Origin of the sequence: Brevundimonas sp., assembly GCF_035626535.1 — a bacterium.
In the GTDB taxonomy this organism is placed as follows: Bacteria; Pseudomonadota; Alphaproteobacteria; order Caulobacterales; family Caulobacteraceae; genus Brevundimonas.
The window spans coordinates 1-21,331 of record NZ_DASPNO010000004.1 but is presented as its reverse complement, the minus strand read 5'-3'; the positions used below and the strand labels follow the sequence as shown (position 1 = coordinate 21,331).

General features: G+C 69.9%; 21 protein-coding genes and 1 pseudogene. 9 read left to right on the top strand and 13 right to left on the bottom strand.

Annotated features, from left to right (window positions below):
• Window positions 1-10 precede the first annotated feature (10 nt).
• Genes dprA through ruvX form a run of 6 tightly spaced genes read right to left on the bottom strand, consistent with a single transcriptional unit; the run spans window position 11 to window position 5,442 of the window.
• Window positions 11-1,105, bottom strand: a complete 1,095-nt coding sequence (gene dprA / locus VEC04_RS00410) for a DNA-processing protein DprA (protein ID WP_324772716.1) — start codon at window positions 1,103-1,105, stop codon at window positions 11-13.
• Entirely contained in the window at window positions 1,102-1,743 is a 642-nt protein-coding gene (plsY, locus tag VEC04_RS00405) for a glycerol-3-phosphate 1-O-acyltransferase PlsY (protein ID WP_324772714.1), read from the bottom strand. Before plsY ends, dprA begins: the two co-directional genes overlap by 4 nt.
• A 15-nt stretch (window positions 1,744-1,758) precedes the next feature.
• Entirely contained in the window at window positions 1,759-3,045 is a 1,287-nt protein-coding gene (gene pyrC, locus VEC04_RS00400) for a dihydroorotase (protein ID WP_324772713.1), read from the bottom strand.
• The gene (locus VEC04_RS00395) at window positions 3,042-4,025 is read right to left on the bottom strand and encodes an aspartate carbamoyltransferase catalytic subunit (RefSeq protein ID WP_324772711.1); all 984 of its coding nucleotides are present in this window, start codon (window positions 4,023-4,025) and stop codon (window positions 3,042-3,044) included. Before VEC04_RS00395 ends, pyrC begins: the two co-directional genes overlap by 4 nt.
• A gap of 23 nt (window positions 4,026-4,048) precedes the next feature.
• Window positions 4,049-4,969: an AEC family transporter gene (locus tag VEC04_RS00390; protein WP_324772709.1), complete on the bottom strand. Its 921-nt coding sequence runs from the start codon at window positions 4,967-4,969 to the stop codon at window positions 4,049-4,051.
• Window positions 4,966-5,442: a Holliday junction resolvase RuvX gene (ruvX, locus tag VEC04_RS00385; protein ID WP_324772707.1), complete on the bottom strand. Its 477-nt coding sequence runs from the start codon at window positions 5,440-5,442 to the stop codon at window positions 4,966-4,968. Before ruvX ends, VEC04_RS00390 begins: the two co-directional genes overlap by 4 nt.
• A gap of 76 nt (window positions 5,443-5,518) precedes the next feature.
• On the opposite strand from ruvX, the gene VEC04_RS00380 reads away from it, so the two are divergent.
• The 4 genes from VEC04_RS00380 to gatB all read left to right on the top strand — a co-directional run bounded on the left by VEC04_RS00380 (window position 5,519) and on the right by gatB (window position 9,428).
• Window positions 5,519-6,043, top strand: a complete 525-nt coding sequence (locus VEC04_RS00380; RefSeq protein ID WP_324772705.1) for a hypothetical protein — start codon at window positions 5,519-5,521, stop codon at window positions 6,041-6,043.
• A gap of 119 nt (window positions 6,044-6,162) precedes the next feature.
• The gene (gene gatC, locus VEC04_RS00375) at window positions 6,163-6,450 is read left to right on the top strand and encodes an Asp-tRNA(Asn)/Glu-tRNA(Gln) amidotransferase subunit GatC (protein ID WP_324772704.1); all 288 of its coding nucleotides are present in this window, start codon (window positions 6,163-6,165) and stop codon (window positions 6,448-6,450) included.
• 3 nt (window positions 6,451-6,453) lie between these two features.
• Window positions 6,454-7,932 (top strand): Asp-tRNA(Asn)/Glu-tRNA(Gln) amidotransferase subunit GatA, encoded by a 1,479-nt coding sequence (gene gatA / locus VEC04_RS00370; RefSeq protein ID WP_324772702.1) that lies wholly within the window; start codon window positions 6,454-6,456, stop codon window positions 7,930-7,932.
• Window positions 7,933-7,934: 2 nt separating this feature from the next.
• Window positions 7,935-9,428, top strand: a complete 1,494-nt coding sequence (gene gatB, locus VEC04_RS00365; protein ID WP_324772701.1) for an Asp-tRNA(Asn)/Glu-tRNA(Gln) amidotransferase subunit GatB — start codon at window positions 7,935-7,937, stop codon at window positions 9,426-9,428.
• A gap of 166 nt (window positions 9,429-9,594) precedes the next feature.
• Here the strand turns inward: gatB and VEC04_RS00360 are convergent, their stop codons facing one another.
• Entirely contained in the window at window positions 9,595-10,038 is a 444-nt protein-coding gene (locus VEC04_RS00360) for an RcnB family protein (protein WP_324772698.1), read from the bottom strand.
• A 194-nt stretch (window positions 10,039-10,232) separates the two neighbouring features.
• On the opposite strand from VEC04_RS00360, the gene VEC04_RS00355 reads away from it, so the two are divergent.
• Complete coding sequence (locus VEC04_RS00355; RefSeq protein WP_324772696.1) at window positions 10,233-11,381, top strand: zinc-dependent alcohol dehydrogenase; 1,149 nt, start codon at window positions 10,233-10,235, stop codon at window positions 11,379-11,381.
• 13 nt (window positions 11,382-11,394) lie between these two features.
• Window positions 11,395-11,916, top strand: a complete 522-nt coding sequence (locus VEC04_RS00350; RefSeq protein WP_324772694.1) for a hypothetical protein — start codon at window positions 11,395-11,397, stop codon at window positions 11,914-11,916.
• A gap of 116 nt (window positions 11,917-12,032) precedes the next feature.
• Here VEC04_RS00350 and VEC04_RS00345 read toward each other — a convergent pair whose 3' ends face one another.
• Window positions 12,033-12,716 (bottom strand): DnaA ATPase domain-containing protein, encoded by a 684-nt coding sequence (locus VEC04_RS00345; protein WP_324772692.1) that lies wholly within the window; start codon window positions 12,714-12,716, stop codon window positions 12,033-12,035.
• Between the two features lie 554 nt (window positions 12,717-13,270).
• On the opposite strand from VEC04_RS00345, the gene aspS reads away from it, so the two are divergent.
• The gene (gene aspS, locus VEC04_RS00340; protein WP_324772690.1) at window positions 13,271-15,052 is read left to right on the top strand and encodes an aspartate--tRNA ligase; all 1,782 of its coding nucleotides are present in this window, start codon (window positions 13,271-13,273) and stop codon (window positions 15,050-15,052) included.
• Window positions 15,053-15,086: 34 nt separating this feature from the next.
• Here the strand turns inward: aspS and VEC04_RS00335 are convergent, their stop codons facing one another.
• The 3 genes from VEC04_RS00335 to VEC04_RS00325 all read right to left on the bottom strand — a co-directional run bounded on the left by VEC04_RS00335 (window position 15,087) and on the right by VEC04_RS00325 (window position 19,031).
• Window positions 15,087-16,007, bottom strand: coding sequence for a pentapeptide repeat-containing protein (locus tag VEC04_RS00335; RefSeq protein WP_324772688.1), 921 nt, complete (start codon window positions 16,005-16,007; stop codon window positions 15,087-15,089).
• A gap of 74 nt (window positions 16,008-16,081) precedes the next feature.
• Window positions 16,082-16,573, bottom strand: coding sequence for a pentapeptide repeat-containing protein (locus tag VEC04_RS00330; protein ID WP_324772686.1), 492 nt, complete (start codon window positions 16,571-16,573; stop codon window positions 16,082-16,084).
• A gap of 64 nt (window positions 16,574-16,637) precedes the next feature.
• The gene (locus VEC04_RS00325; protein WP_324772684.1) at window positions 16,638-19,031 is read right to left on the bottom strand and encodes a TSCPD domain-containing protein; all 2,394 of its coding nucleotides are present in this window, start codon (window positions 19,029-19,031) and stop codon (window positions 16,638-16,640) included.
• A gap of 197 nt (window positions 19,032-19,228) precedes the next feature.
• Between VEC04_RS00325 and VEC04_RS00320 the strand changes: the two genes are divergently transcribed.
• Window positions 19,229-19,621: an NADH:ubiquinone oxidoreductase subunit NDUFA12 gene (locus VEC04_RS00320; RefSeq protein ID WP_324772682.1), complete on the top strand. Its 393-nt coding sequence runs from the start codon at window positions 19,229-19,231 to the stop codon at window positions 19,619-19,621.
• Window positions 19,618-20,292, top strand: coding sequence for a DUF2155 domain-containing protein (locus VEC04_RS00315; RefSeq protein WP_324772680.1), 675 nt, complete (start codon window positions 19,618-19,620; stop codon window positions 20,290-20,292). Before VEC04_RS00320 ends, VEC04_RS00315 begins: the two co-directional genes overlap by 4 nt.
• Here VEC04_RS00315 and aat read toward each other — a convergent pair.
• Window positions 20,259-20,954 carry a leucyl/phenylalanyl-tRNA--protein transferase gene (gene aat, locus VEC04_RS00310; protein ID WP_324772678.1) on the bottom strand — a complete coding sequence of 232 codons (696 nt, stop codon included), beginning with the start codon at window positions 20,952-20,954 and terminating at the stop codon, window positions 20,259-20,261. The two genes, VEC04_RS00315 and aat, sit on opposite strands and share 34 nt — an antisense overlap.
• Window positions 20,955-20,958: 4 nt before the next feature.
• Window positions 20,959-21,331: pseudogene (locus VEC04_RS00305) on the bottom strand (acetyl-CoA carboxylase biotin carboxylase subunit); the annotation flags it as partial.

The window sequence follows — 21,331 nt, the reverse complement described above, 5'->3', positions numbered from 1 at the left end:
CGGCGGACGGTCAGAGCGAAACCAGCCCTCCCGGCAGCAGGGTCGCGCGCCCGGCGAGACTCAGTTCCAGCAGCGCGGCCGCCACCAGCCCGATCGGCGCCGACAGCGCCCGGGCCAGCTCGTCCCGCGGCGTCGGCGTCGGAGACAGCAGGGCCGCCACGCGCTCGAGGAAGGCGGCGTCGATATCGGCCGGGGCGCCGTCGAACGGATTGTCGGCCGGCGGCTCGCGCAGGGTGCGTAACGTCGAGAAGGCGCGCTCCACATCCTCCAGCCCCTCGCACAGGATGGCGCCCTGCCGCAGCAGCTCATTGGGACCGCGCGACCGCGGGTCCAGCGGCGAGCCGGGAATGGCGAATACGTCGCGGCCCTGTTCGGCGGCCAACCGGGCGGTGATCAGCGAACCGGAACGCAGCTCCGCCTCGACCACGATCACGCCGCGCGACAGACCCGAGATGATGCGGTTTCGCCTCGGGAAGTCCTTCGCCTGCGCCCGCGCCCCGATCCGGCTTTCCGAGACGATACAGCCCTGCTCGACGATCTGCGCGTAGAGCTCGGCGTTGTCGGGCGGGTAGACGTCATCCACCCCTCCGCCCAGCACCGCCACGGTCCCGGTCGGCAGCGCCCCGGCGTGCGCCGCGCCGTCGATACCCCTCGCCAGTCCGGACACCACCACGTGCCCGGCCTCGCCCAGCTGCTGCGACAGACCCCTCGCGATCCGCTGACCGCCGGCCGAGGCGATCCGCGCCCCGACCACCGCGATGCAGGGGCGACTCATCAGGCTGGCGTCGCCCAGCGCCCACAGCATCGGCGGCGGCGGATCGACGGCGGCCAGCATCTCCGGATAGTCCGCGTCGCCCAGAACGATCAGCCGCGCCCCCAGCGTCGTCCCGGCCTCGATCTCGGTTTCGATCTCCGAGAGGGCAGGCAGGTCGTGGCCATCGCCGCCGCCGCGGCAAAGCAAGTCGGGCAGGGCCTCAACCGCGCGCTCCGCCGAGCCGAACCGGTCCAGCAGCTGCTTGAAAGTGACGGGCCCGATCCGGTCCGTCCGCGCCAGTCGCAACCGGGCGAACCGCTCCCTCTCCGGCAGCGGCGCCCGGGGCGTCACGCCTTCCCGGCGCCGATGCGGGGCTCGGTCCCCCTGAGCAGCCGGGCGATGTTCTGATGGTGCCGCACCCAGATCAGGGCCGCCGTGAACGCCGCGAGCGCGAGGATCGCCGCGGGCGCCGGCAGGCCCAGCGCCGCCAGCGGCAGCAGGGCGTAGAGCGGCGCCGCGGCCGACGACACCAGCGCCGCCAGAGAGGATATGCGGAATACGGCCGCCACGATCAGCCAGGTCGCTCCGGCCAGCAGGCCCAGCGGCCACGCGGCGGCGATCAGAAGGCCGAAGAAGGTCGCCACCCCCTTGCCGCCCTTGAAGCCGAGCCAGACCGGAAAGAGGTGGCCCAGGAAGGCCGCGCCGCCGGCGATGGCGGCGATCGCCGGCACGTCCGGAAACAGGAAACGGGCCAGCAGCAGCGCCGCGGCGCCCTTGCCCGCATCGAGCAGCAGGGTGGCGATAGCCAGGTCCTTGCGGCCGGTGCGCAGCACGTTGGTCGCGCCGATGTTGCCCGAGCCGATCTGGCGCACGTCCCCGGCGCCCGCGGCGCGGGTCAGGATCACGCCGAACGGGATCGAGCCCAGCAGGTACCCGCCCGCCGCCGCCAGCGCGAGCGTTCCCAGAGCGGGTCCGACCAGATCCTGCAACTGATTCGCTCCCCTTTAGCGCGCGTCGTGGACGATGCGTCCGCCGACGACCGTGAGCAAGACCCTGCCTTGCAGGCGCCGCCCGTCGAACGGCGAGTTCTTCGACTTGGACTTCAGGGCGTCGGCGTCGATGACCACCGGCGCGCCGGGATCGAACAGCATCAGGTCGGCGGGCGCTCCGGCGGCCAGCACGCCCGCGTCGAGGCCGAGCAGCGTCGCCGGCCCATGCGTCAGCGGACGCAGCACGTCCAGCAGGTCCAGCCCGTCCTCGTGATGCAGCGACAGCGCCGCGGGAAGCAAGGTCTCCAGACCCACGGCCCCCGGCGTGGCCTCGGCGAAAGGGCGGCGCTTGTCCTCGGCCGGGGCCGGGGCGTGGGCCGAGGTGATGGCGTCGATCAGCCCGTCCCGCACCGCCTCGATCAGCGCCTGCCGGTCGCGCTCGGGCCGCAGCGGCGGGTCCATCCGGTAGAAGGTCCGGTAGTCGCCGATGTCGATCTCGTTGAAGCACAGGTGGTTGATCGACACCGAGGCGGCGACCTCCAGTCCCCGGGCCCGGGCCCGCGCCAGCGTCTCCAGCGCGCCCTCGGTCGAAATCTGGTCGACGAGGAACCGCGCCCCCATCTGTTCGACCAGCGCCAGGTCGCGCTCCAGCTGGATGCGTTCGGCGATGGCCGGGGCCGACGCGAGCCCCAGCCGCGTCGCCAGTTCGCCCGAGGTGGCCACCGCGCCCTCGCTCAGCCAGGGGTCGGCCGGCCGACACGAGATCAGGGCGTTGAACGCCGCCGCATAGCTCATCACCCGCTGCAGCATCCGGCTGTCGGCGATGACCCGGTCGACGTCGGTGAAATAGAGCGCCCCGGCCTCGTCCATCAGGCCGATCTCCGCCATCCGCCTGCCGTCGCGCCCCTGCGTCGCCGCGCCGGCCGCCCGCACATTGATCAGCTCCAGCGCGGCGCCGCGCCGCTGGATGAATTCGATCATGGCCGGGTCGTCGATGGCCGGGTCGGTGTCCGGCTGGATGACAATGGTGGTCACCCCGCCCGCCGCCGCCGACAGCGAGGCCGACTTCAGCGTCTCCTTCGGCTCCGCCCCCGGTTCGCCGGTCTTGACCCGGATGTCGATCAGGCCGGGCGACAGGCACAGGCCGCCCGCGTCGACGACCACGACGCCCTCCGGCGCAACCGCCCCGCCGCCGTGAATGACCTCGACGATCCGTCCGTCCTCGACCAGCACCGCGCCCGGACCGTCATAGTCCGAAGCTGCATCGAGCAGTCGCGCATTCAGAATGGCCAGCGCGCTCATGCCCCGGCTCCCTCGCGCCGGGCCGACAGGGCCGCCAGCACGGCCATCCGGGCCGCCACGCCCATCTCGACCTGATCCTGGATCAGCGACACGGTCAGATCGTCGGCCACGTCGGAGTCGATCTCCACGCCGCGGTTCATCGGCCCCGGATGCATCACCTTCGCCCCCGGCCTGGCCCAGCCCAGCTTCTCGCGGTCCAGCCCCCAGAAGCGGAAATACTCGCGGGTCGAGGGCACCAGCGCCCCCTCCATCCGCTCCAGCTGCAGGCGCAGCATCATCACCACCTCGACGCCCTGCAGGCCCTCGCGCATGTCGTGGAACACCTCGCAGCCCCAGCGGTCGGCGTCGCCGGGCACCAGCGTCGGCGGCCCGATCAGCCGCACCCGCGCGCCCATCATCGACAGCAGCGCAACATTGGACCGCGCCACCCGGCTGTGGGCGATGTCGCCGCAGATGGCCACGCTCAGTCCCCCGACGTCGCCGAAGGCCCGGCGCAGGCTCAGCAGGTCCAGCAGCGCCTGGGTCGGGTGCTCGTGCCGCCCGTCGCCGGCGTTGACCACCGAACAGCCGACCTTCTGCGACAGCAGCGCCGCCGCACCCGAGGCCGAGTGGCGGACCACCAGCACGTCCGGCTTCATGGCATTCAGCGTCGCCGCCGTGTCGATCAGCGTCTCGCCCTTGGCCGTCGAGGAGGTGCGGGGCGACAGCGCCGTCACGTCCGCGCCCAGCCGCTTGGCCGCGATCTCGAACGAGGCGCTGGTCCGCGTCGAATTCTCGAAGAACAGGTTCATGACCGTGCGGCCGCGCATCAGGTCGAGCGACTTCGACGATTGCCGGTTGAAGTCGACGAAGGCGTCGGCGAGGTCCAGCAGCGGCGGAACGGTCGCGGCGTTCAAATCGCCGGCGGACAGGAAATGATCGCGGGGAAACGGCTCCAGCCGCTCGTGGATCAGATCGGTGACGGCGGCGGGCTGGGTCATCGAGGCCCGGCTATACGGCGGACTCACAGGAAACGGAAGGCCGCGAGCAGCAACGGTATGGTGGCGGCGCTGGCGACCGTCGTGAACGCCACCACCCCGGCGATCAGCGGCGCGTCGCCGCCCATCTGCCGGGCCAGCACATAGGAGGCCGCCGCGCCCGGGGCCGCGCCCGCCAGCAGGGCGATCCCCTGCGCCGTCCGGTCCCCGCCCAGCCAGCCGCAGACGTAGAACATGGCCACGGGAAGAAGGAGCAGCTTGACCGCCGCCACGCTCACGATCAGCAGCGGCCTTGCCGCGGCGTAGCGGAAGCTCAGTCCGGCGCCAGCCGTGATGAGACCCAGCGCGATCGCGCCCGGCCCCATCATCCCGAACACGCCCTCCACCATGGCGTTCGGCCTTAGTCCGCTCAAATTCAGCGCCGCTCCGACGCCGCAGGCCCAGATGATCGGGTTGCGGCCCAGCGAGCGCAGCGCCAGCCGCCAGCCGCCGCCCTGGCCCGCGCCCCATTTCGCCAGCGCCAGCACGCAGATCACGTTCAGCGCCGGGGCCAGCACGCCGAATGCCACCGCCGCCGTGCCCAGCCCGGCCTCGCCGAACACCGCCCCGGCGACGGGCAGGAAGACGAAGCCGTTCCAGCGGATCACGCCCTGGAACACGCTGGTGAAGCCCGGGTCGCTGATCCGGAGCGCCGGCTTGGCCGCCAGCGTCGCCGCCGCCACCGCGAACGACACCCCGATCGTGCTCAGGGCCACGGGGCCCGCGGTGCCCGCGCTGAAGTCGGCGCCCCACACCGCCGGCACGAGGAAGGCCGGGTAGAAGATGAAATAGGTCAGCCGCTCGACCGCCCGCCAGCCCTCGTCGGCGAGCAGGCCGCGCACCTTCAGCCCCCAGCCCAGGGCGATCATGGCGAACACCGGCACGATGCCCGCGAGCAAGCCGCTCATCGCGCGGCCGCGTCCCTCAGCCGGTCCAGCGCGCCCTGCAGGATCCAGGCGGCGGCGGTGCGATCGACCACATCGGCCCGCCGCTTGCGGTTCAGGTCCAGGTCCTCGATCAGGAACCGCTCCACCGCGCTGGTCGACAGCCGCTCGTCCTGAAAGGCCACCGGCACTTCACGCAGCCGTTGCAGGTTGCGCGCGAAGGCGCGGCACGACTGGGCCCGCGGCCCCTCGGAACCGTCCATGTTCAGCGGCAGGCCGATGACCAGTCCGGATGCCTTGCGCCCGTCCATCAGCTTCAGGACGGCCTCGGCGTCCTGGGTGAACTTGGTCTTGCGGATCAACACCAGCGGGCTGGCGATCATCCGCGTCGCATCCGACGCCGCCACCCCGATGGTCTTCTCGCCGAGATCCAGGCCCAGCCACGGGGTTCCCGGCGGCGTCGAGGCGGCGAGCTCTTCGAGGGTCATGACGGTCACGGCCTGCCGGTAGGGCTGGCGCGCGCCCGAGTCAAAGTGCAAAGCTTCGCCTGCGTTTGACGAGGAGGGTCGTCCGATGAAGCCGCTTCTGTTCCTCACCGCCCTGATCGGGCTCGCCGCCTGCGACACCGGGGTCGAAAGCCGCAAGGAGGTCGTGCCGCCGGCCGAGCAGCCCGCGCCGCTCGCCGCCGTCGCGCCGCTCGCCGCCTCCGGTCCCGCCGCCGCCCTGTCGCCCGAAACCGACGCCGGCCTGCAGCAGGCCGCCGCCGTCGTCCGCCTCGACCAGCTGTCGGGGCAGGGACCCGTCGCCGCCAAGCTGTTCGGAACCGCCGGCGGCGATCCGGCCATGAACGGCCTCTATGTCCACATCGCCTTCTTCCAGGGGCCGGCCGAGGGCTGGCGCGTCTTCCGCCTCGGCGACCTGCTCGACTACCGCATCCTCGCCCAGCGGGCCGGGCGGCTCGATCTGGAGCTCGAGGAAAGCACCATGGACGAGGCGTCCGGTCGCATCGGCAGCCGCACCCGCCGGATCATCGTCGGCTGGCCGATCGCCGCCGACGGCTCGGCTCCGGCGGAGGTGACGGTCACGCCCGCCACCTGATTCCGGCGGCGGAATCCTTGTGAATCCGTGGCCGGGCGGCTAGGTGCGCTGTTGAATTTGTTGATCGTCAGATTCAACGAACTCGACACCGCTGACTCGCTGTTCGATTGGAGGGCCGCATGGCCATCGACGCCGCGACCGTGCGCCGCGTGGCGCACCTCGCCCGCATCAAGACCCCGGAAGACCGGCTGGAGCCGCTCGCCCGGGAGCTGAACGGCATCCTCGCCTGGATCGAACAGCTCAACGAGGTCGACGTCGACGGAGTCGAGCCGATGACCTCCATTGTCCATCAGCCCCTGCGCCTGCGCGAGGACATGGTCACTGACGGGAACAAGGTGGCCGATGTGCTGGGCAACGCGCCTCGCGCGGCCGACGGCTTCTTCGTGGTCCCGAAGGTGGTCGAGTAAGCCATGACCGACCTGACGAAACTGACCCTCAAGGCCGCCCTCGACGGCCTCAAGGCCCGCGACTTCTCCTCGGAGGAAATCACCCGAGCCTTCGTCGCCAACATCGACGCCGCCAACCCGACGCTCAACGCCTACCTCGTCCAGACCACGGACAAGGCGCTCGACATGGCCCGCGCCTCCGACGCCCGGCTGGCGAAAGGCGAGGGCGGCGCCCTCGAAGGCGCGCCGCTGGGCGTCAAGGACCTGTTCTGCACCGACGGCGTCCAGACCACCGCCGGCTCGAACATGCTGCGCGGCTTCGTCCCGCCCTATGAGTCCACTGTCACCGCCAATCTGTGGCGCGACGGCGCGGTCATGCTCGGCAAGCTGAACATGGACGAGTTCGCCATGGGCTCGTCGAACGAGACCTCGGCCTTCGGCCCCGTGGTCAATCCTTGGAAGTCCAGCGCCTCCAACGCCGACCTGACCCCGGGCGGCAGCTCCGGCGGTTCGGCCTCGGCCGTGGCCGGCGACCTCTGCCTCGCCGCCACCGCTTCCGACACCGGCGGCTCGATCCGGCAGCCCGCCGCCTTCACCGGCACCGTCGGCATGAAGCCCACCTACGGCCGCGCCAGCCGCTTCGGCATGGTCGCCTTCGCCAGTTCGCTCGATCAGGCCGGCCCGATCGCCAAAACGGTCGAGGACGCCGCCATCCTGCTGCGCTCGATGTGCTCCTTCGATCCGAAGGATTCGACCAGCCTCGACGTCGAGACCCCCGACTGGACCGCCTCGCTCGGCCAGGGCGTCCGGGGTCTGCGCATCGGCGTGCCGAAAGAGTATGTCGTCGACGGCATGCCCGCCGAAATCCAGGCCCTGTGGGACCAGGGCGTCCAGTGGCTCAAGGCCGCCGGGGCTGAGATCGTCGAGATCAGCCTGCCGCACACCAAATACGCCCTGCCGGCCTATTATATCATCGCCCCGGCCGAGGCCTCGTCCAACCTCGCCCGCTACGACGGCATGCGCTTCGGCCATCGCGCCGAAAAGGCGACCAGCCTGACCGACCTCTACGAGACCAGCCGCGCCGAGGGCTTCGGCAAGGAGGTCCAGCGCCGCCTGACCATCGGCGCCTACGTCCTGTCGGCGGGCTTCTACGACGCCTATTACGTCAGGGCGCTGAAGGTCCGCCGCCGCATCGCCATGGATTTCGACGCCGTCTGGGACAGGGTCGACGCCATCCTTACACCCTCGACGCCGTCGGCCGCCTTCGCCCTCGGCGACAAGCAGATCGACCCGCTGCAGATGTATCTGAACGACATCTTCACGGTCACCGCCAACCTCGCCGGCCTGCCCGGCATCTCGGTCCCCGCCGGCCTCGACAAGGGCGGCCTCCCGCTCGGCCTCCAGGTCATCGGCAAGGCGCTGGACGAGGCGACGGTGTTCCAGGTCGCGGATGTGCTGGAGCAGAGCGCCGGCTTCACGGCCCGGCCGGAGAAGTGGTGGTGAGCATGACTGACAACACCTTCACCATCCAGGGCCGCACCGGTCCGTGGGAACTCGTCATGGGACTGGAGATCCACGCCCAGGTGGCGTCGAAGGCCAAGCTGTTCTCCGGCGCCGCCGTCGGCTTCGGCGCGGGGCCCAACGAGCAGGTGTCGCTGGTCGACGCCGGCTTCCCCGGCATGCTGCCCGTGCTCAACAAATTCTGCGTCGAACAGGCGGTCCGCACCGGCCTCGGCCTGAACGCGCACATCAACCGGCGCAGTCAGTTCGACCGCAAGAACTATTTCTACCCCGATCTGCCCACCGGCTATCAGATCAGCCAGCTGTTCTACCCGATCGTCGGCGCGGGCGTCGTCGAGGTCGAGGCCGAGGACGGCTCCTTCTTCAACGTCGGCATCGAGCGCCTGCACCTCGAACAGGACGCGGGCAAGCTGATCCACGACCTCTCGCCGACCGAATCCTACGTCGACCTCAATCGCGCCGGCACGGCCCTGATGGAGATCGTCTCCAAGCCCGACATCCGCTCGCCGGAAGAGGCGGTCGCCTACGTCAAGAAGATCCGCACCATCCTGATCTATCTGGGCACCTGCGACGGCGACATGGAGAAGGGCAATCTGCGCGCCGACGTCAACGTCTCCGTCTGCCGCCCCGGCCAGTACGAGAAGTTCAAGGCCACCGGCGACTTCAGCCACCTCGGCACGCGCTGCGAGATCAAGAACGTCAACTCGTTCCGCTTCATCAGCCAAGCCATCAACTACGAGGCGCGCCGCCAGATCGAAATCCTCGAGGACGGCGGCAAGGTCGACCAGGAGACCCGTCTCTACGATCCGACCGCCGGCGAGACCCGCTCGATGCGCTCCAAGGAAGAGGCGATGGACTATCGCTACTTCCCCGACCCCGACCTGCTGCCGCTCGAACTGGAGCAGGCGTGGATCGACGGCATCAAGGCCTCCCTGCCGGAACTGCCGGACGCCAAGCGCCGCCGCCTGATGAGTCAGTATGGCCTGTCGCAATACGACGCCGTGGTGCTGATCTCGGAACAGGCCAAGGCCGACTGGTTCGAGGCCGCCGCGAACGGCCGCGACGCGAAGCTGGTCGCCAACTGGGTCACCAACGAACTGTCCGCCCGCCTCGCCGCCGACGGCAGGGACTTCTCCGACTGCCCGCTGCCGCCCGCCCATGTGGCCGAGCTGGTCGAGCTGATCGAGACCGGCGTCATCTCGTCAAAGATCGCCAAGGAAGTGTTCGACCATGTCTGGAACGGCGAGGGTTCGCCCGCCGAGGTGGTCGAGAAGCACGGCCTCAAACAGGTCACCGACACCGGCGCCATCGAGAAGGCCGTCGACGAGATCATCGCCGCCAATCCCGACAAGGCCGCGGCGGTCGCCGAAAAGCCCCAGGCCATCGGCTGGTTCGTCGGCCAGGTCATGAAGGCCACCGGCGGCAAGGCCAATCCGGCCGCGGTGAACGACATCCTGAGGGCGAAGCTGGGACTCTAGACCCGGCGTTCCCTCCCCACGCGGCGGGGAGGGGGATCGCGAAGCGGTGGAGGGGCTGCCGGCTATGGCGCCGGTGCACCTGAACGTGTCCCTCCGTCACGGCGCGTATTCGCGCCGCGCCACCTCCCCATCGCTTCGCGACAGGGAGGAGACGACGCGCGCTACCTCAATCCAGCAGCGACAGGATCACCCCGGTCGCGATCGCGGCCAGCACGATGTCGCCGGTGTCGGTCCTGTAGTAGCCGTAGCCGCGCGGCGGGGGCGGATACCCGTAGCGCCGATAGTCGCGCACGTACCAGTCGCGGCGGTAGTCGTAGGGGATCACCGCGCCGCGGTGCCAGCGCCGGTAGTGGCCCCAGGCGTTGCCGTAGGGCGGTCCGTAGCGGCGGCGGTCGTCGCGCCACTGATCGCGGTGGCCGCGCCGCCAGTCGCGATAGCGTTCCCGGTCGGTGTAGCGCCCGCCGTCCCAGCGGTTCTGGTCGGCCCGGCGCTCCCAGCGCTCATACCGGCCGTCACGGTCGCGGTCGCCCCACCAGGACTGGGCCGATGCGGCCATCGGCGCGGCGAATGTCGCCAGCGACAGGGCGCCGATCATCAGGGGTTTCATCATCACAACGTCTCCTTCGTCTGGAGCCGCGGTCGCCGCCTTTCATCGGAGCCCGCGACGTGAGACCCGACAAGGCGAGCAGCCTTGCGCTTCACGCCTGAACCCATGCTGAACAGGTCGTTAAAGGTCTCCAGGGCGACGCCGGAACCATCCGCAGCCCTCCCGGTTTCGCTGCCTCAGGCCGAAGGGAGCGAAGCATGCTGGCGATGGACTACCGGGGACCGCGGCGGGTCCGCATCGAAGAGAAACCGATGCCGACGATCCAGCATCCCCGCGACGCCATCGTGCGGGTGACACGCTCGTGCATCTGCGGCTCCGACCTGCATCTCTACCACGGGATGGTGCCCGACACGCGGGTGGGCATGACCTTCGGCCACGAGTTCTGCGGGGTCGTCGAGGAAGTCGGACCGGAGGTCGGGAACCTGTCGCCGGGCGACCGGGTGCTGGTACCCTTCAACATCGCCTGCGGCCAGTGCCACTTCTGCAAACAGGGCCTGTTCGGCAACTGCCACGAGTCCAACGCCCAGGCGACCGCCGTCGGCGGCATCTTCGGCTATTCGCACACTGCCGGGGGTTACGACGGCGGCCAGGCCGAGTACGTCCGCGTGCCATACGCCGACTTCGGCCCCACCATCATTCCCGACTGGATGGATCCCGACGACGCTGTTCTGCTCACCGACGTCGTACCCACCGGCTACCAGGCGGCCGAGATGGGCGGCATCCAGAAGGGCGACACGGTGGTGGTCTTCGGCGCGGGCCCTGTCGGCCTGCTCGCCGCTCGCTGCTCATGGCTGTTCGGGGCCGGGAGGGTGATCGTCATCGACCACCACGAGTACCGGCTCGACTTCGCCCGCACCTGGTGTCCCGCCGAGGTCTATGACTTCCGCGAGATCGGCGATCCCGTCGTCTTCCTCAAGAAGGCCACCGACGGCCTCGGCGCCGACGTCTGCATTGACGCCGTGGGCGCCGACGCGTCAGGCAACGCTTGGCACACCGTGCTAGGCAAGAAGCTCAAGCTCGAGGCGGGCTCCGCCGTGCCGCTGCACTGGGCCATCAACTCGGTGAAAAAGGGCGGCGTCGTGTCGATCGTCGGCGTCTACGGCCCCACCGGCAACATGGTCCCGATCGGCAATGTGGTGAACAAGGGCATCACCATCCGCGCCAACCAGGCCTCGGTGAAGCGGCTGCTGCCGCGCCTGATCGACCACGTGAAGGAGGGCCGGATCGACCCCAAGGCCATCATCACCCACCGGATGCCGCTGGAGGAGGTGGCGGAGGCCTATCACCTGTTCTCGTCCAAGCTGGACGGCTGCATCAAGCCGGTCCTGATACCCAACGCGGCCTGAGGGAGACGTCAGTATGCTGATGACCCAGAGCGACAAGGCCGACGCCGCCGCCGCTGACGCACATCCGCGGATCGATCCGACTACCGTGATTGGCTGGGGTGTCGACGCCGATCCCGAGAACGACCCCACCTGGCCGATGCGCGACCGCTCGATGGACGACGGGCCGGGCATGAACTGGGTCCGTCCGCCGCTGCAGTCGCCGGACGTCGAAATCCTCCAGTCCGTGGAGCACAAGCGCCTTCCCGCCTCCATCGGAACCTCGACCCCGCCGCGCGGCCTCAGCGGCGCCCTGCGGCGTCAGGCCTTCCGCTTCAGCGAGAGCCAGTGGGGCCACTGGCTCCTGCTCATGCTGGCCGATCGGATCAACACGGTCGAAGGTCTTGCCCAGGACGTCAGGCGCGGACGGATGCCCAATCCACTCGTCGAGATGGGCGTCGTCCCCCAGTCTCGATCACGGGAAGCGGCGGCCGGAACCGCGGCGCTGTTCGCGCTCGGCGTCGTCGCGGGGCTGCTGTTCCTGCGGCGTCGCCGCTAGGCGACTGCGTGCGGCTCGGCCGTAGCTGGGGAAGTCGTCCCTGACGCCGGCGAAACCACGCCCAGGCGGCATTCACCAGGTCCGGTTGCGGAACCCGCCCTCGTGGAGCGCCCGCGTCACTCGAACAGCTCCCCGCTCTGGTCGCCGCCCTCGACCACCTCGCGCGCCAGCGCCCGGGTCACCGGCCGGTGCATCGCATCGAGCCGCTCGACCACCGTGGCCGCCGCCGCCGCCGACCGGTCGATGCGGCGCAGCAGATAGGGGATGACGTCCTTCGCCGGGCGGATGCCGCGCTCGGCGAACCGCGCCTCCAGCATGGCCGCCAGCACCGCGTCGTCCGGGGGCTCCAGCGGGACGGTCCGGACGGCGTCGAGCCGCGACCGCAGATCGGGCAGGGCGGCCGACCACGCCGACGGCGGTTCGCGCGAGACCAGCAGCAGGGCTCCGCCGGGCGCCTGGGCGAGATTGATCAGGTGGAACAGGGTCTCGTCGTCGGCCTCCATGGCGTCGTCGAGCAGCACGGGCCGGCCTTCCAGCTCAAGCGGATCGATCAGCGCCGCCTCCGCCCCATGCAGGGCCGTCGCGCCGACCCGTTCGGCCCAGATCTGCGCCAGCCGGCTCTTGCCGCCGCCTTCCGGCCCGCAGATCGACATCACTCCGCCGATCAGGTTGGGCCAGTCCGCCAGCGCCTCGACCGCGGCGCGGTTGCAGTCCGAGATCACGAAGCCTTCCGGGCCCTCCGGCAGGTCGCGCTGCAGCGGCAGGCGCATCTGGTCGGGAGGTGAGGAATGGGCGGTCATCGCGTTCACCATAGCAGACGCGGCGCCCCGTCCGCCTTGCCTGGCGCCTTGGCCGTGAATAGACGGACGCCGCTTGTGGATGTTTGCCGCTCCGCCTCGTCCACAAGGCTGGCGCTGTGCTGGCAATCCGCGAAATTATAGTCGGGTTCGGCCGAAATTCCTCCACCGGTTCAACGCCCCGGCGGTTTCTCGAAGCGATCTTCACGCCTGAGGAGACGGCGGGCGTACAATGCTCGCCTGTGTGTCCGGTGCGTCCAGGTCTTTGACAATCGAACCGCCGCCGCTCTGCCGCAGGAGTCGCGAAGCCAACAGGCGAGATCGCCGGGTCGCCGGGTTCCTGCGGGGCCGATGCCGACTCTGCCGACTCTGCCACTGCGAATTTCCGCGTGTTTGCCGACTCTGCCGACTCTGCCACACTGTTTTTCTGCATTCGCGCGGCAGCCGTCGATCCCGCCTCCGCAGCGCCGCCGGCCTTGACTTTCGGGGGGGATAATGCGCCCTTCCGGCCTCCCGATTTGAGGCCTCTCCGGCCCGTATTCCAAGACGAACCGACCATGCACGCCTACCGCTCCCACACCTGCGGCGCCCTCCGTCTGGCCGATGCGGGCGCCAATGTCCGCCTGTCCGGCTGGGTGCACCGCAAGCGCGACCATGGCGGCCTGCTGTTCGTCGACCTGCGCGACCACTACGGCCTGACCCAGCTGGTCCTGCACCCGGAGACCCCCGGATTCGAGGCCGTCGAGCGCCTCCGCGCCGAAAGCGTCATCCGCATCGACGGCGAAGTCGTCGCCCGCGAGGCCTCGGTCGTGAACCCGAACCTGCCCACCGGCGAGATCGAGATTCGCGTCGCCGGCGTCGAGGTCCTGTCCGAGGCCGCCGAACTGCCGCTGCCGGTCTTCGGCGAGCCGGAATACCCTGAGGAGATCCGCCTCAAGCACCGCTACCTCGACCTGCGCCGCGAGACCCTGCACCGCAACATCGTGCTGCGCTCGAAGGTGATCCACTCGATCCGCCGCCGCATGGTCGACCAGGGCTTCCTCGAGTACCAGACCCCGATTCTGACGGCCTCTTCGCCCGAAGGGGCCCGCGACTTCCTCGTCCCGTCGCGCCTGCATCCGGGCAAGTTCTACGCCCTCCCGCAGGCCCCGCAGCAGTTCAAGCAGCTGCTGATGGTCTCGGGCTTCGACCGCTATTTCCAGATCGCGCCCTGCTTCCGCGACGAGGACCTGCGCGCCGATCGCTCGCTGGAGTTCTATCAGCTTGACGTCGAGATGAGCTTCGTCACGCAAGAGGATGTTTTCGCTGCGATCGAGCCCGTCATGCACGGCGTCTTCGAGGAGTTCGCCGACGGCCGGAAGGTCGACCCCTGGCCCTTCGTCCGCATCCCCTATAGGGACTCCATCGCCAAATACGGCACCGACAAGCCGGACCTGCGCAACCCCATCGAGATGCGGGATGTCTCGGAGCATTTCCGCGACGGCGGATTCGGCCTGTTCAACAAGATCCTCGCGGCCGACACGAAGAACGCCGTGTGGGGCATCCCCGCGCCCAAGGGCGGCTCGCGCGCCTTCTGCGACCGCATGAACTCCTGGGCCCAGGGCGAGGGCCAGCCGGGCCTCGGCTACATCTTCTGGTCCGAGGACCAGGGCGCATGGGGCGGCCCGATCGCCAAGAACCTCGGCGCCGAGGCGACCGACGGCCTGATGAAGGCGCTGGGCATGGGGCAGGGCGATGCCGCCTTCTTCGCCGCCGGCGACCCGGCCGTGTTCCACAAATTCGCCGCCAACGCCCGCATCAAGCTGGGCCAGGACCTCAACCTCATCGCCGACGACGAATTCCGCTTCTGCTGGATCGTCGACTTCCCGATGTTCGAATGGTCCGAGGAAGAGAAGAAGGTCGACTTCTCCCACAACCCCTTCTCGATGCCGCAGGGCGAGCTGGAGGCGCTCCAGTCGAAGGATCCGCTGGATATCCTCGCCTACCAGTACGACATCGTCTGCAACGGCTATGAGCTGTGCTCGGGCGCGATCCGGAACCACAAGGCCGAAATCATGCTCAAGGCCTTCGAGATCGCCGGCTATGACGCATCGGTGGTCGAGGACCAGTTCGGCGGCATGCTCAACGCCTTCCGCTACGGCGCCCCGCCCCACGGCGGTCTGGCCCCCGGCATCGACCGCATCGTCATGCTGCTGGCCGGCGAGACCGCCATCCGCGAGGTCATCGCCTTCCCGCTGAACCAGCAGGGCCAGGACCTGCTGATGAGCGCACCCTCCGACGCGGCCGAGCGCCAGTACAAGGAACTGCACATCCGGCCCGCCTTGCCGCTCAAGGGCTGAAACTGAAAAGGCCCCGCCGGAGCGGGGCCTTTGATCAGTGACCGCTGCTGGCGACCACGAGGTTCCGGCGGGCCGGGGGCGCCGGCGGGGCGGGCGGCCTCGGCGGGGCCGGGGGCGCCATCCGCACCATCACGCCGCGGCAGGTCCGGGCGGTCAGATTGCCCGGCAGCCGGGTGTTGGCGTCGCCGCAGGCCCGTCCGACCTGTTCCTGGCTGAGACCGCGCGCACGCGACAGGTCGGTCCCGCGAATGTCGGTCCGGTTCATCTCGGCGTCCTCGAAATTCGCACCACCGAACTGGCCGCCGGTCAGACGCGCCCCGTTCAGCGTCGCCGCCGAGAAGTCGGCCGAGCGGAAATCTCCATTCGTCAGGTTCGACATGCTGATGTCCGAGTCCGAAAAATCCGTGCCGCGTGCGCTGACGTTGGCGAGGGTGACGGCCACGATCTCCGCGTCGCTCATGTCCGCGCCGCTGAGGATCGCGCCGTTCAGGTTGGCGTGGCTCAGTTGGGCCCCCGACAGGTCCGCGTTGCTGAACCGGACGCGCACCATGGTCGCCCCGGGCGCGTCCACCCCGGCGAGGCTGGCGGAGTGGAAATTGGCGCCGGTGAAGTTCGCGGCGGTCAGGGTCGCATTGTCGAGGTCGGCCCGGCTGAAGTCGCTGCCTGAGAAGTTCGAGCCCATCAGCTCGGCCCCACGCAGGTCCGCGCCGACGAGGGTGGCGTTGGTGAATGTCGCGCCGTGGAAGGCGGCGCCGGCCAGGTCCCGGCCGGACAGCTCGCAACGGTTGCAGGACCCGCCCAGCGAAACCATGCGGGCGACGTCCCGATCCTGGAAGCCGAACTGCAGCTGGATCTCGGCGGCGGCCGGCGTCGCCATCAGGGTCGCCATGGCGGCGCCCGCGGCCAGGCTGGCGATGGTGAGGCGGCGGATCAGGGGCGAAGCGATCTGGGTCACGTTCCGGTTTTGCCTCCAAAGCCCGACAAACCCTACTTAAATCGCGGTAAGGTGAATGGCGGCGGCCTGTCAGCTCAGCAGTGGGGGATGGTCAGCCCGGGCGGCAGCCGGGTCGCCTCGTCCCCGCACGCCCGGTTGAGCCGGCCTTGGGTCAGGCCGGTGGCGCGCTCCAGAGAGGCGCCGGCGAAATTCGTTCCGCTCAGCGTCGCGCCGCTGAAGTTGGCTCCGTCCAGATAGGCTCCCACGAAACTGGCGTTGGTCAGGTCGGCCCCGGCGAAGCTGGAGCTTGAAAACACGCCGCCGTAGGCTTCGACGTCGCGCAGGTCGGCGTTCGAGAATCGCGTCCGGTTCATGACGCTGAGGCTGAGGTCCGCCTGCCGCAGCCGTGCGCCGCTCAGGTTGAGCCCCCGCGCCTGCAGGCCGGAGAAATTGCCCTGGAACAGGTTGCAGCCGGCGCAGCTGGCGCCGCCGCGGACGCGGGCGATCTGGCCGGCGTTCTGGGCGGCTGCGGGCAGGGCGGCCACAGCGGCGGCCAGGACGAGGACGGCGGTCAGGATCGGCTTCATGGCGGGCTCCGTGTCTCGCACCTGGCGATGCAAGTCCCGCGCCATACTGGCGGACAATTGTTGATTATCCCTGCATGGACGGGGCCGCCCCGCAGGTGTCGCAGATCCAGCCCGCGCCCCGCTGCTGGAGAGAGAAATCACCGCACGCCGGACAGGCGGTTGCCTCGGTGGCCGCCGCGTTCGCTGGTTGAGGCTCCCGCTTCTGTCCGAACGGCAGCACCACGAGGTTGTCGGGCGCCACGCCGCGGGCGAAACCCTTGGAAATGAACCGGGCCGCCGGCACCGCCTCGGGCGTGTCCTCGGCCGCGCCGCCCAGGCCGTCGGCGTTCAGACCTTCGGGGTCCGCGTTGGCCAGTTCATGCCGGTCCAGATACGACACGCCGAGTTCGCGGAAGATGTAGTCGAGGATCGAGGTCGCCGAGCGGATCGAATCGTTGCCCGTCACGCGACCCGCGGGCTCGAATCGCGTGAACACGAAGGCGTCCACGAACTCGTCCAGCGGCACGCCGTACTGGAGGCCGATCGAGATCGCGATGGCGAAATTGTTCATCAGCGACCGGAAGGCGGCGCCTTCCTTGTGCATGTCGATGAAGATCTCGCCCAGTTCGCCGTCGTCGTATTCGCCGGTGTGGATGTAGACCTTGTGCCCGCCGACGGCGGCCTTCTGGATGTAGCCCTTGCGCCGATCGGGCAGTTTGCGGCGGGTGCGGTCCCGCTCGACCACCTTCTCCACCACCCGCTCCACGGCGCGCGCCTCCGGCTCGCGGCGCCGATCGCGCGGAGTATCGGCTTCCGGCAGGTCCAGCCAGCGCCCCGACGGAGGCGGCCGGCGCATCAGCCGCACCGCGCGGCGTCCCGCCCGGGCCGCGTCGCCGAGGACCCGAACGGCTTGCGCCGGAGACGCGCTCCAGTCGAGCTCGAGCGGGGCGGCGTCCGGGGCGGCGCTGTGCGCCTCCAACACGACGCGCAGTCGGGACTCGAACGCTGACGGGTCGGCGAGGACGGACCGCAACGGCTCGGGCGCCTCGGCCCAGGTCGACAGGTCGCCATGGCCGAACGCCCAGGCCTGCGCTTCCGCCACGGCCTCGGGCGTGAAGCCCAGCTTGATCAACAGGGAGCCTTCACCGCCGTCCTCGACGCCGAGCACGTCGCGAAGAAAGCCCGCATCGAGCACCGGGGACCGGAAGGCGTCCTCCAGCCGGTCCACCTGAAACAGGGCCGTTTCGATCGCCGCCAGCTCGAGATCCGTCAGGCCGCGGGCGCGCAGAGCGGCATGATCGATGCCCGGCGCTCCGACCAGGGTTCGCCGCCCGAGCAGGTGCCGCTCGGCGGATTCGAGATCGCCGTTCGCACCGACGATGGCTGCGGCGAGCGAAGGCCGCAGCCGCCGCTCGATTTCGCCGTCACGGCTTTCGAACACGTCGAGCGCCGCCAGCGGCGTAAGCCCCAGTCGCAGCCGCGCGTCCGAATCGTCGACGAAAAGGCTGAAACGGCCGACGCTTGCGACCAGCGCCGCGAGGTCCTCGACCAGAGCCTCGGCCTCATCGAGGTCGCCCGCCAGGGTCAGGTCGGCCAGACCGCCGAAACCGAAGGACAGCGGCGCGTCCGCATAGGCGTCCGACCACAGCGCGACGAGGGCCGAGAGCGCCGCGCCGAACTGGTCACCGGCCAGGGCGTGAAGAGCCGGCAGTGAGATCAGCACCGCGGGTCCCGACGCGGCCTCGACAAGCGCGTCGGCGGCTTCGGCGTCGAAGGTCAGGAGGAGGTCCCCGTCGATCGCCGCTTCGGCGGCGAGCAGGGCCATGGGCGCGCCGGAGGCGACCAGGTCGCGATCCGCAAGGGCGACCATCACGGGAAATTCGGGGGCCGGCAGGGGGCTGGCCTCGAATAGCTCGCCGGCGATGGCGCGCACGATATCGGCATCGCTCGCCCCGGCCCGTCGCGCGGCCCCTGCCGCCCGGTTCAGCGCGGGGTTTCGCGCCGGATCGGCGCAGTCGCCGGCCGGTCCTTCGCAGCGGCTGACCGCGTCCGTGACCGCCTGCAGCGAAGCCGCGGCCGCCTCCACGGCGCTCGAAGCGAGCCGCGAGGCGCGGCGATGAGCCATTTCGGCTGTCAGGCGGTTTCCGGCTGCGGGATCCGAGAGATCCACCCAGCCGGTCATGACCGGGCCCGCTGCGGCGGGCGTTGCGACGCCCAGCAACAGCGTTGCGGCCATTTCCTCAACGGCGGCGCCCTTCAGGCCGAGTCGCTGCGCGAACTTCGCCGCCGCCTCGGCCAGCGGATCGTCGCCCGTCGCGGGCAAGTTTTGGTCCCCGGCCCAGTCCAGCCAGGCTTCGACCTGGACGTCCGGCCAGTTGTCAGGCGCCCGCGCTGCGGCAAGTCGATCGGCGCGCTCGATCTCCCGCACCGGGCGGCGGGCGAGGGCGGCAGGCAGGGCGAAACGGAACGGCGGTCGCATGGCGGTCTCGACAGAGCTGGTCCGATGCTAGTCTCCCTTTCGGCTTTCGCAATAAATCTGGCGTGCCGGCGCGGGGTTACCCCCAAGATGTTGAGTTGCCGCGGTGGACCGCCGCGCTGGACGGACCGCCTCCGGGTTTCTATGATCGGGTGACGTCGCCAGCCTCCCCGCGCGACCTGAATGAGTGGATTTCCGACGTGCTAGGCAAGATCTTCGGCTGGACCAGCGGGGCGACCATCGGGACGCTGTTCACCATCGCCAAGCGCGGCCAACTGGTCGGCACGGACGAGTTCGGCAACCGCTATTACCTGGCCCGGGACACCACCAGCTACGACGGCCGCCGCCGTCGCTGGGTGGTCTACAACGGCTATGCGGACGCCTCGAAAGTGCCGCCTGACTGGCACGGCTGGCTCCACTACACCTTCGACGAGCCGCCGACCGAGCACCCGCTGCCGCGGCGGGCGTGGGAGAAGGATCACCTGCCGAACCTGACCGGCACGCCGATGGCGTGGCGGCCGCAGGGGTCGCTGGCCGCGGAGGGGCGCCGGCCCGCCGCCACCGGCGACTACGAGGCCTGGCGTCCCGAATGAACCGCAACGGCGCGATCCTCGCAGGCGTGACGGCCCTGGCGCTCCTGGCGTCCGGCGTGGTCGTGGCGTCCGCGCTGAACGATCTGCCGCAGGACGCCCAACCGGCGCCGAGCCCGACTTCCGACCTCAATCGGCAGCCCACGCCGCCCGTGACGCCTGTGCCGCAGGAGCCTGCGCCGGAGGCCGAGCCCGCACCTGCGAGGCCCATCGCCATAACGCCGCCGGCGCCGGTGATCGTCATCGCCGAGGAGCCGGCGCAGGACGAAGATGACACCAACGCCGCCGAGGCCGAAGCGGAGGACGCGACCGTTGAAGCCCCGGTCCAGCCGACCGCTGTTCCGGGACGGCGCCAGCGCGGGCGCATCGCCATCGTCGAGGCCGTCGACAAAATCACCGCCGAGACCATGCGCTTCGAGGTCGAGGTCGGAGGACGGCCGGTGCGTTTCCAGAAGGCGCTGATCTTTACCGCGCGGGCCTGCGAGGTTTCCGCGCCGGACGAACTGGTCGAGGACGCGATCGCCTATCTGGAAGTCAGCATACAGCCGCGTGGCGTTCTTCAGACCACCGGGCCGCGCCAGATATTCCGCGGCTGGATGTTCGCCTCGGCGCCGGCCGTCAACGGCCTTCAGCACCCCGTCTATGACGCGTGGGTGGTCGGCTGCAAGGCGTAGAAGACCGCCTCTGAACCAGTCATCGGTTCGAACAGCGACCCGGTGTTGGGACCGACCGCCCGCGCCGCCTTCAGCAGCCTGAGGTAGGCCGCCTGCGGCGTCTCCACTGCTCCGAACTGGCTCAGATGGGCGGTCAGGAATTGGGCGTCCAGCAACCGCCAGCCGCCTTTCCTGAGGCGCGCCACCAGGTGCACGAGCGCCACCTTGGAGGCGTCGCGCTCGCGGCTGAACATGCTCTCCCCAAAGAACGCCCCGCCGAGGGTCACGCCGTAGAGGCCGCCGACGAGGCGTTCCTCGCGCCAGCACTCTACCGAGTGGGCGTGGCCGCGGGCGTTGAGCTCGCTGTACAGCCGCCGAATGGGATCGTTGATCCAGCTGTCCTCACGCCCCGGCGCCGAAGCGGCGCAGGCTTCCAGAACGGCATGGAACGCCGTGTCGACGCGGACCTCGAAAGCGTCGCTCCGGACAGTTCGTCTGAGGCGGCTGGGGATGCGAAATCCGTCCAGCGGAATGACGCCGCGCTGTTCGGGCTCGACGAGGAAGACGCGGGGGTCATCGCGCGCCTCGCCCATCGGGAAGACGCCGGTGGCGTAGCAGTTCAGCAGTTCGTCGGGGCCGAAGCCGCCGAACGGGCCACTGGCGCTGAAGCCGGGCTCTTCCACCGCGTCAGGCGTCGCCCTTCTGGCGCTTCGCCCAGTTTTCCAGCCAGTGGATGTCGTAGTCGCCGGACAGGATGTCAGGCTCCTGCAACAGTTTCTGGAACAGCGGGATGGTGGTGTCGATGCCGCCCACGACCATTTCGTTGAGGCTGCGCTTGAGGCGGGCGATGCATTCCTCGCGGTCGCGGCCGTGGACGATCAGCTTGCCGATCAGGCTGTCGTAGAAGGGCGGGATCGAATAGCCCGCGTAGAGGGCGCTATCCATGCGCACGCCCAGGCCTCCGGGCGCGTGGAAGTCGGTGACCAGCCCCGGCGACGGCGCGAAGGTCTTCGGGTTCTCGGCGTTGATTCGGCACTCGATGGCGTGGCCCTCGAAGATC